Raw genomic sequence first — 14526 nt, forward strand, 5'->3', positions numbered from 1 at the left:
TAATACGTGAAGGGTATTCACGTATTCCTTTTTGTTTATTTAAAATTAAAGGAGTTGTAAGTGTTGAGTAATATAGTCAATGAAGCAGTAGAAGAATATATTAGAGATTTGTTACCTGAAAAAAATGATCTATTAAAAGAAATGGAAGAGTTTGCAGAAATTCATCATGTACCTATTGTGCATCCAGAAGTAGCACAATTATTAAAAGTGATGACAAAAATAAATAAAACAAAGTCTATTTTAGAGGTAGGAACAGCCATAGGATATTCAGCTATGATTTTTACAAATGCTATGGAAGATGGTAAATTGATTAGTATAGAAAAAAGAGAAGATATGGTGGACTTAGCTAGAAAAAATATTCAAAGAGCAGGACTAAGCTCAAAGATAGAAGTGATACAAGGAAATGCCGAAGATGTATTGCCTACTTTAGAGGGAAAATTTGATCTTGTATTTTTAGATGCAGCCAAAGGACAATATATGAAGTTTCTATCCTCTACTATTGATCAATTAAAGCCAGGTGGAGTGCTTATTTCAGATAATGTATTGTATAAAGGAATGACGGCTTCTGATGAATATGTAATAAGAAGAAAGATAACAATTGTAAAGAGAATGAGAAAATATTTAGATTATCTTATGAAGCATTCTCAATTAACCACTTCTATTTTACCCATTGGAGATGGTGTAGCAATTAGTTATAAGAACGAGGAGGAAATAAAATGAAAAAAATTGAATTGTTAGCTCCAGCAGGAGATTTAGAAAGACTCAAAATGGCCATTATTTATGGAGCAGATGCAGTGTATATAGGAGGTCAAGTTTTTGGCCTTAGAGCTAGTGCAAAAAACTTTTCTTTTGAAGATATGAAGGAGGGAGTTGAATTTGCACATGATAGAGGAAAAAAAGTTTATGTTACTTTAAATATTATTCCGCATAATGAAGATTTAAAAGAGCTTGATGAATATTTAAAAGAGCTTTCTAAAATAGATATTGATGCTGTAATTTTATCAGATCCAGGAACACTTATGTATGTAAAAGAGCATATGCCTCATATGGAAATTCATTTAAGTACACAAGCTAATAATACAAATTATATGAGTGCTAAGTTTTGGTATGCTCAAGGAGTAAAAAGAATTGTAATAGCTAGAGAGTTAGCTTTTGATGAAATAAGAGAAATAAGAGAAAATACACCAAAAAATTTAGAATTTGAGGCATTTATTCATGGAGCTATGTGTATTTCTTATTCTGGAAGATGTCTTCTAAGTAATTATATGGCCAATCGGGATGCCAATCGAGGAGAATGTGCTCATCCTTGTAGATGGGAGTATTATTTGATGGAGGAAAAAAGACCAGGAGAGTATATTCCAGTGTTTGAAGATGAAAAGGGAACATATTTTTTTAATTCAAAAGACCTATGTATGATTGAATATATTCCTGATTTGATTGAATGCGGATTATCTAGTTTAAAAATAGAAGGAAGAATGAAAAGCTCCTATTATGTTGCAAATATAGTAAATGTGTATAGAAAAGCAATCGATACTTATTATGAAAATAAAGATCAATATACATATAATCCTAAATGGATGAATGAAATTAAAAAGGCGAGTCATAGAGAATTTACAACAGGATTTTATATGAATAAACCAACACAAAAAGAACAATTATATCAAACGAGTTCTTATGTAAGAGAATATGACTTTTTAGGCTTAGTAAAGGATTATGATGATGAAAGTGGTATCGCTACTATAGAACAAAGGAATAGATTGTTTAAGGGCGATGAAATTGAGATTATGGGACCGAATATGAAAATATTTACTCAAAAGGTTGAATATATATGGAATGAAGAAGGAGAAGAAATCTCTGTAGCTCCTCATGCCCAACAAATTATAAAAATAAAGATGAAAGAGCCAGTTGAGAAATATTATATTGTAAGAAAACCTAGAGAAAATCATTCAGATAAATAAATTCATATAAGTATACACCACTTTGAACTTGGAGATAATGAAAGTATCTTCATAGATCAAAGGAGGTGTTTCTTTTTGTGGAGTCTAGGGTAGAACGTAAAAAGAAAAATCAATATATTCAACAAAAAAAACAAAGAATTATTTTTATAGGAAGTATTTTTACTGTATTACTACTTACTTTAATAGGAAGACTTTACTATATTCAAATGGTAAAGGGAGATGAATATTATGAATCTGCTAGAAAACAATGGACAAAGGAAATTCCTATAGGAATTAGCAGAGGAAAAATATATGATAGAAATCAAAATTTATTGACGAATCGACACAAAAAAGAATATCTGATGGTTTTTCCTAAATATTTTACACCATCTAATCAAAATATAGAAATTTTACAAAAAATAAGTGGAAATAAAGCAGATATACTCAAAAATAAAAAAGTACTTAGGGATGAACCTATCAAATTAGAAATTATAAACCATAATAAAGAATTCATAGACCAAGCTATACATATGAAAGGGATTTTTCCTATTGAATATACAGATCGATATGAAAAAACAGGATTAGCAGCTCATGTGATTGGATATATCAATACTATTGATAATAGAGGAGAAAAAGGAATCGAAAAAGTATATGATGAAGTTTTAAAAGAAAATCAAATGTCTAAAGTTGCTGCTATTGTAGATGCACAAAACAGACGTATTCCAGGACTGAAGTATGAGATGATCTATGGTTCATCTATTCAAAAAAATATTATTACTACACTAGACTATAATATTCAAAAACTAGTTGAACAAGAGCTAGACCAATTGAATAAAAAAGGAAGTGTTATTATATTAGATTCAAAGAGTGGAGAAGTTATAGCAATGGCAAGTAGACCAAATTTTGAACAAGATCAAGTTGTAAAATATTTAAAAAGCACAAAACAAGAGCTTTACAATAGAGCAATTCAGATTTCTTATCCACCAGGATCTATTTTTAAGATTATTGTAGCGGCAGCTTTTTTAGAAGAAAATATACAAGAAGATACTTTTTTTTGCAAAGGATATGAGGAAATTGATGGAGTGCAAATAAAATGTTCTAGTTTTAAACAAGGAGGACATGGAGAAATTCATTTAGAGGAGGCTTTTGCTAAATCATGTAATAGTGCTTTTATACAAATGGGTAAAAGGATAGGAGGAGAAAGAATTGTAGATATGGCTCAAAAATTTGGATTAGGAGCCAAAACAGAAATAGGATTAGCAGAAGAAGTAGAAGGGAGAATTTCTACAAAAGATCATATAAAAGGAGCAGGAATAGGAAATTTATCTATTGGACAAGGTACTTTAGAAGTTACAGCTATTCAAATGGCTAAAATGACTAATATTATTGCAAATGGTGGAGTAGATCAAGGAATTACATTGATTCAAGGAATTAGTGATGAAAATGGACAAATTATAAAAAAAGTAGATAAAAAACCTATACAAAGAGTAATTTGCCATGAAACAGCACAAAAAATTCAAAGGATGATGCAACAAGTCATTGAAGTAGGAACTGCTAGGAATGTTAAGTTATATGAAATAGGAAATGTGGCTGGAAAAACTGGATCATCAGAATCAAGTAGTGAAGGAAAAAAAGTAGTTCATGCATGGTTTACAGGCTATTATCCAAGTAATGATCCTAAATATACTATTACTGTCATGATTGAGGATGGGAAATCAGGTGGGAAAGTAGCAGCACCTTTATTTAAAAAAATTTTGAAAGGAATATTACAAATAAAGTAATTTTATTGCAAAGACATGCACACCTTTATCTTTTTACACATATAATTAAAAATGACATAAAATTAGGAGGTGTGCATCTTCATGTGGACGACAATGGCAACTTTATCCTTGATTTTAGCAAAACCTATTTTTACATTTGTTTCTTATGTATCTAGTAATACTTCTTTTCCAAAACCATTAACACCAGAAGAAGAGGAGCATTATTTAAAATTATATGAACAGGGAGATGAGGAGTCAAAAAATATTTTAGTAGAGCGAAATTTAAGATTAGTTGCCCATATTGTCAAAAAATATCATAATACAGGTAGAGAAGTAGATGATCTTATATCTATTGGAACCATAGGACTTATTAAAGCCATCACTTCTTTTGATAGAAGTAAAGGAACGAGACTTGCTACTTATGCAGCAAGATGTATTGAAAATGCTATCCTATCATTGTGGAAACATTTTGGGAAATATATGAACGACATTTCCATCCCAGTGTATTTTTTTAATTAGATTCTGAATTAAATTTCTTTTTTTAGAAATAGTGAGTGTATTTATTAACTCAGAAAAACTCATCAATATATTATTGATTGTTTTTATTTCATTTTCATTTATCTGTATAGTATTCTTTTTTTCTTGTAAAGATGTTATTTTTTTCTCTATTTCTTCAATTTCTTTATGCAATTCGTTTATTTGATCCATAATATAGTTGATTATATGACGATCTTGTCCTTGAGATAAAGTATAAACTAAGTTTTGTATGGCTTTTTCTTTAATTTTTATATTTTTTTGAAGTCTTTTGATTTCTGAAGTTGTTTTATTTGAAATAAGTGGAATGGTTATTTTATTTTTTTTCATAATATCATATAATACAGAGGTTTCAGAAGTTAGATCTTGAATAGATTCAATGACTAGTTGATCAATTTCATTTCCATTTACATTGTTCATATTACAATTTTGTCTTTTGCTTTTTTCTTTTTGTTCACATATATAATAATATGCTTTCTCACCATTTTTTTTGATTCTACCCATCTTAGGTCTCATAAAGCTACCACAATTCTTACATATTAATATTCCTGAGAGTAATGCTTGAGTATTTTTAACTTTTCTAAATGACTTTGATTTATTTTGAGAGATCAATTCTTGAACACGAATCCATATATTACTTGGAATGACTCCTAGATGAGTTCCTATGGATATAATCCACTCAGATGTACTTTTTAACGTATTTGATTTATGTTTTTGCTGAAAGGTTTTATTATAAGCCATAATACCGTTTTTTCCATCAAAATCACTTTTATTCGAATAAACTTCAAAATCATTAGAAATAAAATAATCATAAAGATCTTTATCAGCAGTAGCATATACTGGATTGGTTAAAATATTTTTTAATGAAAAACGTGTAAAATCTATATTATTTTTTGTTTTTATATGATTTTGAATACAATAAGTTTCAAGCTTTGTAAGAGACTTAAGTAATAAAAATTGCTCATAAAGTATTTTAATGATTTTAATTTCTTCAGGTACGGGTGATAATTGAAACATTTTACGTGTTTTACCTTCTTTGTCAATAACTTGAGAAGATTTTGAAATAAATCCTGTAGGGGTAATGCCACCAAGCCATCTACCCGTTTTTGCAAGCTCTAACATATTATCACGAATTCTTTCAGCTATGGTTTCTCTTTCAAGCTGAGCAAAAACAGAAGCCGTATACATCATAGCACGTCCCATAGGAGTAGAAGTATCAAATTGTTCACGTAAAGATATAAAGTCTATATTTTGATTTTGAAGTATTTGAATAGTATTTGAGAAATCAGAAATATTTCTAGATATTCTATCTAATCTATAACATATTAAAACTTGAAATTTATAATGAAGAGCATCTTGAATCATTTCTTGATACTTAGGTCTATCAATATTTCCTCCAGAGAATCCTTCATCTTCATAGATGATAAAATTGTCAATACAATCAAATTTTTTTTGAGCATATTCTTTACAAAGATTGATTTGGGTATGTATGGATTCCCCTTTTCCAGTAAATCTGGATTTTCTTGAATAAATAGCAATATTCATAAAATCCTCCTCTAATTTTTCTTCTATTTTTTCTTGTATTTTTATATAGTTCTCATAAAAGTATATGAATCTTTGGGCAATATATAGATCAAATTGAAATAAATTTATTATTTCCGAGGTAATAGTGAAAATTAGACAGTTATTTTCAGTATAGTACAAACTCTAAAGTTCATATAAATAACAAGGGGGGATAATATGAAAATTAGAGCATATTTTCCAGAGAGCAAAGATGAAAACAAAGTATTTAAAGAAAAAATAGCAAAAGAACATATGAATATGATAAAAGATTATATTGGTCAATTAGCATATTCACAAGAAGAAAAATATATGATTTGGATGAACATTCAATGGGAAATTAAAAAAAGAGCAAAGGATGAAATGAAGAAGGTATTTCCTAGGTAATAGTAAAAATATGACGGCAAATATCAATATTATTAAAAAATGTGCACAAGAGGCTATGGAGTAGACAAATATATTTTCACTTCTTCACCATCCCACGAAATTCGATCAATAATATTTGTTAAAAAAATTTTTTTTTCTTTATTTAATAAATGGTCAATTTGGGTTGAAAAATCAATAGAAACATTATTTAGATTATGAAAAAAATTTTTATCATTTTGTATAGGGGAATTTAGTAAATTTTTTATTTGTCTATTTTCTTTATGTAAATTTTTAATTTCTTGTAAGATATATTTTAATAGAGACGAATTTTTATATATAGATATTTGATTGGATAAATTTTGAATTTTTTTATTATTATTTTCTAACTTACATAATAAATTTCCGTATGAAGAATTAATTTTAGAAAAATCTATATTAAGAATAGTTTGAGAAGATAAAATTTGTTTGAATTTATTTATTACCAATTGATCTATTAGGATTCCTGATAAATTTGGACATTGACACTTGCTTTTTTGACTGCAAATATAGTAATAATGTCTTTGATTAGTATTTTTTATGAGCTGACCATACTTAATTTTCATAAATTTATTACAATGTGCACATAGTAAAAGTCCAGAAAGAATTCCAGTTTCTGAAGTACCTTCACGAGGGGTTTTTGCTTTTTTTGAAGTTAAAATATTTTGTACAAATATCCAATCTTTTCCCTCTATAAGTCCTTTATGTTTTCCTATTGTACAAATCCAATCAGACATATTTTTTGTTTTTATACTTTTTCCTTTTTCAACTTTTTTTTTGTTATATACCATTATCCCATACTCACCATTAAAATCTTCTTTGGAGTTACTGATTTGAACTTTTTTATTGAGAAAATATTTATATATATTTATATCAGCCATAGCATAAACAGGATTCGTAAGAATAAGTTTAAGAGAATGCTCATAATAATCTTTTCCTGTCTTTGTATGAATTAGATTTTTATTACAATAAGATTTTAAAAGGGAAAGAGATTGAAATTCTAGAAATTTGTTAAATAATAATTTTACAGTGTTCAATTCTTTTTCAATAGGAGCAAGTTGATACATTTGTTTTGTATGGTTATTTTGATTTATATAAAAAACTGGAATAGACTCAAATCCTGTGGGAGTCATACCACCAAGCCATCTTCCAGTACGTGAGAGTTCTATTAAATTATCTTTAATTCTTTCTTGAATCGTTTCTTTTTCAAATTGTGAAAAAACAGATGAAATATATAGCATAGCTTTTCCCATAGATGTAGATGTATCAAAATTTTCTTTTAATGATATAAATTCTATTTTATTTTTTTTGAATAACTGCATAAGATAAGAAAAATCAGAAACATTTCTAGATATTCTATCTAAGCGATAACACACTAACATATCGAACTCTTTTCTTTGTGCATCAAGTATCATTTTTTCATATGCTGGTCTATGTGTATTGCTGCCACTAAAACCTTCATCTTCATAAATTAAAAATTTATGAATGGCTTTAAATTTTTCATATGCATGTTCTTTACACAATTTAATTTGATTTTGAATAGATTCTCCAGTAGGAGTAAATCTTGACTTTCTAGAATAAATGGCTATATTCATAAAATCACCTTTTTAAAATTAAGATGTAGTTAAAAGATTGGTACAGGATAAAAGAAAAGCCTTTATAAGAGTATATAGAAATATATATATAAACAGAACAAAAAAGACTAGAATCTATTTTAACTAGATTCTAGTCTAATATATTATCGATAGAAATCATGTAAATGTATGCTTTTATAGAAAGGCCTATTAGCAACAATCCAAAAACTAGTTGAAATACGTGGATTTAAGAAATATAATGCATTTTCAATATTATTATTTCCTAAAAGTGCTTCTTGTGCAGCTATAATACTTTCTTGTGATGGAGTATTATAGATAGTATTGTTCATTACAGGGGTAAATTGAAAACCATATTCTTTATCAAAAATTACTTCTTTTATGGTACTTGGAAAATCAGGACTATTTTTTCTGTTGAGAACTACATTGGCTACTGCTAATTTTCCATCAAAGGGTTCACCAGAAGTTTCAGCTTCTACGATTCTAGATAACCAATAAAGATCTTCTTCAAGATAATCATTATTTTTTTTAGTCTGAATAGAGACTATGTATTTTTCAGAATTCCACGTTACTGTACAGTTAAAGGTTTCAGCTATGAAACGAATAGGAACAAAAGTTCTGCCATTATAGATATTAATGGGAGCATCTAAAGATATACTTTTATCATCGATTATCGCAGTTCGTGAATGAAGAGGAAGAGAAATAGTTGAGTTATTGTTTTGGATAATTGCAGTATTAGTTTTTTCTATCCATTGAATGTTTTCAACACCTAGTGCGTTGCTAATGAAACGAATAGGTACGAAAGTTCTGCCATTTTCTAAATAAGGTTGCGTATCTGTATGAATTACTTTTCCATCTACTTGAATGGAAATATTTTTGTGATTTGGTAAAGCTTCTATTTTCATTAAGTTTCCAGCATACAATGATTCTCCTAAATCGTTGTTTAATTTTTTTAATTCATTAGCAGATTGATTGTATTTTTTAGCTATATTTTGATAAGTATCATTAGGTTGAATCGTATGCATCATATAAGAATCTGCATAAGTAGAGGTGCTGGATAAGAGTATTCCTAAAGAAAGGAATAAGGAAAGTGCTAGTTTTTTCATAGGTATTCCTCCTATCATAATTAATAAATATTATAGCTTTTTTATATAAAGAAAACAATTCAAAAATAATAGAAGAAATGACTAAATTTAACATACTCTATTTTTTTTGATAAATTAGAAAGGGTGATAAAATAAAATGAAAGATATAGAAGTGAAAATCTTTATTCAAAATAAAAGATTAGAAGAAGTATCTTATACGCAGCAAGAAAAATTAAAGACAAATATAATGGAAACTTATAAAAAACAAATTACAAGAAAAGTTATAAATATGATCAAAGAAGACAAATCTAAAGAAGAAATAATCAAATATTTAGGAATGAAGTAGCATTTAAAAAACATAGAAAATGAAATATTGATGACAATACGTGCTAACAAAAAAACAAAAAATGAAGTCTCCTTACAAGATCCTATTGGTGTTGATAAAGAAGGCAATGAAATATCTTTAATGGATATATTAGGAACAGAAACAGATGAAGTATTAGATGAAGTAGAACTAAAAATACAAGTAAAAAAATTATATGAAAAAATGGCAGATGTATTAAAGAATAGAGAGAAGACTGTCTTACAGCTTAGATATGGTTTGGCAAATGGAGGAAGTAAAACACAAAGAGAAATTGCACAATTTTTAGGAATTTCTAGATCCTATGTTTCAAGGATAGAAAAGAGAGCCATTAAAAAATTAGGTAAAGCATTCTATATAACCAATTTAGATAAAAAGGAAAAAAATGAAGACTGATAAAAATGTTAGCTTATGCTGACATTTTCTTTTTGTATCCATGAGATCACCTTTCTGATACATTATTATCTAATCTTATTGTATTCTTTTTTGATACAGAAATAAAAGCCACTTTCATTCAGTGACTTTTTTGAAAATCAAATTAAAATGTTTAGTTTATTTAATAGATTTTAAATGTGCAATGTCAGTCATGTTTTTTCCAGTAACGGCTTCTACAACTGTAAAGTCTTTTGATAAGTTATCGATCTTATGATTAATTTCTCTATGACTATCAGCATTTTTAGTATCCAATTGAGTGAGATGATCTTTGATTTCTTGTTGACCTTGTTCTAATTTAGCTTGGCCTTGTTCTAATTTGACTTGACTTTGTTTTAAATCCTTGATATCAGATTGCATGTTATCAAGACGTTCATTAGTTTGAATTTGATTTTGTTTAAGTTCTTTAATTTCATTTAGTATTTGTTGTAGTATATTTTCCATATTATTCATCCTTTCAATATATCCTGCTTATGTTATATATATTTTATCATTAGAAAGGTTTTTAGTCACTTGAAAAATAAAAAAGGAAATCAGTCAATTACTAAAAGATGATTCTCTTTTCCAATCCATAAAAAATCAGTAATTGACTATAAAAACTTTAAAAGAGCAATTAGTACTGTAGGACTATTTCATACTATGTATGTTGAAAAATCAATTATAAATATATATAATTGTATAAAATTGTAATAATATGTATTATTTTATCTTTCTATAATACTAGACAATTTTTAAAACTATTATGAATAAGTGGGGGATTTGTATGAAAAAAATAAAGAAGATATAGATAAATTCTTTAAATCATTTAAATTGATCAATAAATAAATATAACCAATTTAGATAAAAAAGAAAAACATGAAGACTGATAAAAATGTTAGCTTATGCTGACATTTTCTTTTTTATTTTTTAAGAATTGTTTTAAAGTAAGATTAAATACAGCCAGGATCCCTGTATTTGGTTTAATTGAGGAGCAGTTTGATTTTTTGAGTCGAATATTGACAGTCTGTAAGATGGTATGGTAAAATCAGCATGTAACATGTTTCATACTGGTTTTATGAAATAGATCAATTTATAATGAAAAAATTATTTTGAAATGCATTTTAACTGTTATTAAATAGCTAGCTATTGGATAAAGGATGATTTGTAGACCTTTTGCCGAATATGTTTTACAGGATTTAATACATACATGAGAATAGGATTAATAATATTATCAAAAGAATGAGGTTAAGTAAAAATTGAGGGAGACTATATTAAAGTTTTGTAGGGGTAAGATAATTTATGTCAAATATTAGAGAAATTGCAAAAAAAGCAGGGATAAGCATTGCTACAGTATCTAGATATTTAAATGATAACGGTTATGTAAGTGAAGAAGCAAGAAAAAAAATACAAGTGGTTATCGAAGAATTAAATTATACACCAAATGCATTAGCAAGAGCAATGTTTACAAAAAATTCAAAGACTATAGGATTGATGATACCAAATATATCCAATCCGTTTTTTAATCAAATGGCGGCAATCATTGAAGACTATGCAAAAAATATGGGATATACTATATTTTTATGCAATACAGATGATGATAAAGAAAAAGAAAAAAATTATTTAGAGGTTTTGCAAAGTCATAGAGTAGCTGGGATTATTGCTTCTAGAAGTCAATGTAAGGAAGAGTATGTTAATATTGATATTCCTGTAATAGCTTTTGAAAATCATATATTAGATAATATTATTACCATTTCTTCAGATAATTACAATGGAGGAAAGATTGCTTTTGAACATTTATACCAAAGAGGGTGTAGAAAAATACTGCATATAAAAGGACCACAGTGTTTTGAAGCAACGGAACTTAGATATACAGGTTTTTTAGATGCGGCAAAGGCTAAAAACATAAAAATTGACATAGTTGAATTTCAAAGTGATTTTCAAGTAAAAATGTTAGAAGTAGATAAAAAAAGTATAAAAAATATTAGAGATTATGATGGAATATTTGTTTTTAATGATATTGCTGCTGCTACAGTAATGAGATTTATTAAAAAAAGTGGTATTCAAATTCCACAAGAAGTCAAAATTATTGGATTTGATAATAGTTTTATTGGTGAATTATTATATCCTTCTTTGACTACTATAAGTCAACCAATAGAAAAATTAGGAACTATGATTGTACAATTATTAATAAAGTTAATCAATGGAGAAGAAGTTTTAATCAAAGATTATATAATAGAAACACAACTAATCGAAAGAGAGACTACAAAGGTGTTTAAATTATAAACTGTATGATTATTACTACTAAGAATATATGAGAATATAAAACGTATGGAAGGAGAAAACCATGAATGAAGGAATTAAATTAAGGGTGTCTAATATTGAAAAATCTTTTCCAGGTGTAAAAGCGTTAGATAAAATTAATTTTGCTGTAAAAAAAGGTTCAGTCCATGTGTTATGTGGAGAAAATGGTGCTGGAAAATCTACATTAATGAAAATTATAAATGGAATACACCAAGCAGATGAAGGCGATATATTAATTGATGAAAAAATTGTAAAAATACAAAATCCTATTCAAGCAAGAAGTCTTGGAATATCTATGATTTTTCAAGAATTAAACTATATACCAGAGATGACGGTTGAGGAGAGTCTCTTTGTAGGTAATTGGCCTAAGAATAAGTATGGAAAAGTGGATTGGCCTGAAATTAGAAAACGTACGATTTCTTTGTTAAAGAAGGAAAATTTAAATTATTTTCCTGAAACAAAACTTAAAGATTTGACAGTTTCAGATATACAAATGTTAGAAATTTTAAAGGCTATTTCTTATAATTCTGATATCATTATTATGGATGAACCTACATCAGCCATTACACAAAAAGAAGTTGAATTACTGCTTAAAAAAATTAAAGAATTAAGAGATAGAGGTAAAAGTATCGTATACATATCTCATAAGATGGATGAAATTTTTAGAATAGCTGATGAAATAACTGTATTTAGAGATGGTTGTGTTGTAGATTCTAGAGTAAAAGAAGATTATGATATGGAAACGGTTATTGCTCAAATGGTAGGAAGAAAACTAGAAAGTAACTTCCCAAAAGAAGATATACAAATTGGAGAGAAGGTACTTGAGGTTAAAGAATTAACTAATCACGGTGTTTTTCAAGATGTAAATTTTTTTGTTCGTGAAGGAGAGATTGTTGGATTTGCAGGGCTTATGGGAGCAGGTCGGACAGAGATTATGAGAGCTTTATTTGGACTTGATGAATATCAATCAGGTGAGATTTTTATCAAAGGTAAACAAACAAAAATCAAGAGTGCAAAAGATAGCATACAAAAGAAGATGGTTATGTTATCAGAAGACAGAAGAAGATACGGGATTATACCTGTTAGAAGTGTTAAAGAAAATATTTCTCTGAGCAATTTAAAAAAATTTATTTATAAGGGGATGCTTCATTCAAAAGAGGAAACAGATACAATTATAGATTATTGTAAAAAAATGAAGGTAAAAACACCTACAATTGAAACGAGCATTGAATCATTAAGTGGAGGAAATCAACAAAAGGTTATTTTAGCAAAATGGATGCTTACTGATCCAGATATTTTGATTGTAGATGAGCCTACACGAGGAATTGATGTCGGTGCAAAGTATGAAATATATAAATTGATATCAGAATTAGCAAAACAAAAAAAAGGGATTGTAATGGTTTCTTCAGAGCTACCTGAACTTATTGGTATGTGTGACAGAATATATGTTGTAACATCAGGTAAGATTTCAGGAGAACTAGAAAGAAAAGAATTTTCACAAGAAAATATTATGAGATATGCAACCCAAGTAATAAGTTAAAAGGAGCCGAATGATATGAAAACAAATCGTATAAATAAATTATATGCAGATATGAAAAGTAAATATAGTATATTTTTAGTTCTTATTGTATTGTTTATAATATCTTCTATTGTAGATGAAAACTTTTTATCATTGAATAATTTATCAAATATTTCAAGACAAATTTCAGTAGTAACAATACTTGCTTTTGGACAAACGATATTGATTATATGTGGTATGTTAGATTTATCCTCAGGCTCAGTTTTAGCATTGGCAGGTGTATTTTCAGTATCTGCATACATCAAAACAGAATCTATTGTAATTGCTTTAATGGTAGCTATTTTAGTGAGTGTAGCCTGTAATATAATTAATGGATTAATGATTACAAAATTTAAAGCACCTCCCTTTATTGCAACACTTGCCATGATGACTATGGCTCGTGGAGCTGCACTACTATATACAAATGGTCAAAATATTTATCAAATTGGAGATTACATAAAGTTAGGGCAAGGATTTACTTTTGGTATTCCTACACCTATTGTTTTTATGTTGGTTATTTTATTTACAATATGGTACATATTAAAACATACTGTACTAGGTAGATCAGTATATGCAATTGGAGGTAATGAAGAAGCTGCTAATGCATCTGGTATCAACGTAGATACTGTAAAGATGAAAGCATTTATAATTAATGGAATATTTGTTGGTATAGCAGGAGCAATATTTATGTCTAGAGTTAACGGTGGTATGCCAAATGGTGCAGTTGGATATGAATTTAATGCACTTACAGCAGCTGTAATTGGAGGAACAAGCTTTACAGGAGGAATTGGGACATCATTAGGAACGTTAGCAGGTTCATTTATAGTTGGATTTTTAGATAATATCATGGTTTTAACACGTGTTAATTCATATTTACAACAAATCATACGTGGAGCTATAATTGCATTAGCTGTTATCTATGATATATGGGCAAAGAGCAGAAGAACAAAAGGTACACTAGGAAAAGTTCAAGCAAAGTCAAAGTAGATTTTATTAGATTATATCTATTAAAATAATAAATTTTA

At 27.8% G+C, this 14526-nt stretch carries 12 protein-coding genes and 2 pseudogenes; 10 read left to right on the forward strand and 4 right to left on the reverse strand.

What is annotated here, in order from left to right:
• Positions 1–63 precede the first annotated feature (63 nt).
• From EK368_RS06590 to EK368_RS06605, 4 genes and pseudogenes are all read left to right on the forward strand, one after another.
• Positions 64–720 (forward strand): O-methyltransferase, encoded by a 657-nt coding sequence (locus EK368_RS06590; protein ID WP_129597695.1) that lies wholly within the window; start codon positions 64–66, stop codon positions 718–720.
• Positions 717–1958: a peptidase U32 family protein gene (locus EK368_RS06595; RefSeq protein WP_129597697.1), complete on the forward strand. Its 1242-nt coding sequence runs from the start codon at positions 717–719 to the stop codon at positions 1956–1958. Before EK368_RS06590 ends, EK368_RS06595 begins: the two co-directional genes overlap by 4 nt.
• Before the next feature lie 77 nt (positions 1959–2035).
• Positions 2036–3718, forward strand: coding sequence for a peptidoglycan D,D-transpeptidase FtsI family protein (locus EK368_RS06600; protein ID WP_129597699.1), 1683 nt, complete (start codon positions 2036–2038; stop codon positions 3716–3718).
• Between the two features lie 93 nt (positions 3719–3811).
• Positions 3812–4189 (forward strand): annotated as a pseudogene (locus tag EK368_RS06605) (sigma-70 family RNA polymerase sigma factor); the annotation flags it as partial.
• Here EK368_RS06605 and EK368_RS06610 read toward each other — a convergent pair.
• Positions 4151–5776 carry a recombinase family protein gene (locus tag EK368_RS06610; protein WP_129597703.1) on the reverse strand — a complete coding sequence of 542 codons (1626 nt, stop codon included), beginning with the start codon at positions 5774–5776 and terminating at the stop codon, positions 4151–4153. The pseudogene EK368_RS06605 and the gene EK368_RS06610 sit on opposite strands and share 39 nt — an antisense overlap.
• A 195-nt stretch (positions 5777–5971) precedes the next feature.
• Here EK368_RS06610 and EK368_RS06615 point away from each other — a divergent pair, with 195 nt between their 5' ends.
• Entirely contained in the window at positions 5972–6178 is a 207-nt protein-coding gene (locus EK368_RS06615; protein ID WP_129597705.1) for a hypothetical protein, read from the forward strand.
• Between the two features lie 53 nt (positions 6179–6231).
• On the opposite strand, the gene EK368_RS06620 is transcribed toward EK368_RS06615, so the two are convergent.
• Both EK368_RS06620 and EK368_RS06625 read right to left on the reverse strand, forming a co-directional pair.
• A complete protein-coding gene (locus EK368_RS06620) occupies positions 6232–7788 on the reverse strand; it encodes a recombinase family protein (RefSeq protein WP_129597706.1) in 1557 nt (518 codons plus the stop codon).
• Positions 7789–7931: 143 nt separating this feature from the next.
• Positions 7932–8891 (reverse strand): stalk domain-containing protein, encoded by a 960-nt coding sequence (locus EK368_RS06625; RefSeq protein WP_165000354.1) that lies wholly within the window; start codon positions 8889–8891, stop codon positions 7932–7934.
• Positions 8892–9027: 136 nt separating this feature from the next.
• Between EK368_RS06625 and EK368_RS06630 the strand changes: the two genes are divergently transcribed.
• Together EK368_RS06630 and EK368_RS06635 are read left to right on the forward strand one after the other, a co-directional pair.
• Complete coding sequence (locus tag EK368_RS06630; RefSeq protein ID WP_129597711.1) at positions 9028–9216, forward strand: hypothetical protein; 189 nt, start codon at positions 9028–9030, stop codon at positions 9214–9216.
• A gap of 12 nt (positions 9217–9228) precedes the next feature.
• Positions 9229–9627 (forward strand): annotated as a pseudogene (locus tag EK368_RS06635) (sigma-70 family RNA polymerase sigma factor); the annotation flags it as partial.
• A 156-nt stretch (positions 9628–9783) separates the two neighbouring features.
• Here the strand turns inward: EK368_RS06635 and EK368_RS06640 are convergent.
• The gene (locus EK368_RS06640; protein ID WP_243109371.1) at positions 9784–10107 is read right to left on the reverse strand and encodes a hypothetical protein; all 324 of its coding nucleotides are present in this window, start codon (positions 10105–10107) and stop codon (positions 9784–9786) included.
• Positions 10108–10941: 834 nt separating this feature from the next.
• Between EK368_RS06640 and EK368_RS06645 the strand changes: the two genes are divergently transcribed.
• The 3 genes from EK368_RS06645 (at position 10942) to EK368_RS06655 (ending at position 14488) form a co-directional block, all read left to right on the forward strand.
• The gene (locus tag EK368_RS06645; protein ID WP_129597717.1) at positions 10942–11925 is read left to right on the forward strand and encodes a LacI family DNA-binding transcriptional regulator; all 984 of its coding nucleotides are present in this window, start codon (positions 10942–10944) and stop codon (positions 11923–11925) included.
• Between the two features lie 61 nt (positions 11926–11986).
• A complete protein-coding gene (locus EK368_RS06650; protein WP_129597719.1) occupies positions 11987–13483 on the forward strand; it encodes a sugar ABC transporter ATP-binding protein in 1497 nt (498 codons plus the stop codon).
• A 15-nt stretch (positions 13484–13498) separates the two neighbouring features.
• The gene (locus tag EK368_RS06655; RefSeq protein WP_129597721.1) at positions 13499–14488 is read left to right on the forward strand and encodes an ABC transporter permease; all 990 of its coding nucleotides are present in this window, start codon (positions 13499–13501) and stop codon (positions 14486–14488) included.
• Positions 14489–14526 lie beyond the last annotated feature (38 nt).

Origin of the sequence: Anaerophilus nitritigenes (assembly GCF_004138215.1) — a bacterium.
In the GTDB taxonomy this organism is placed as follows: domain Bacteria; phylum Bacillota; class Clostridia; order Peptostreptococcales; family Thermotaleaceae; genus Anaerophilus; species Anaerophilus nitritogenes.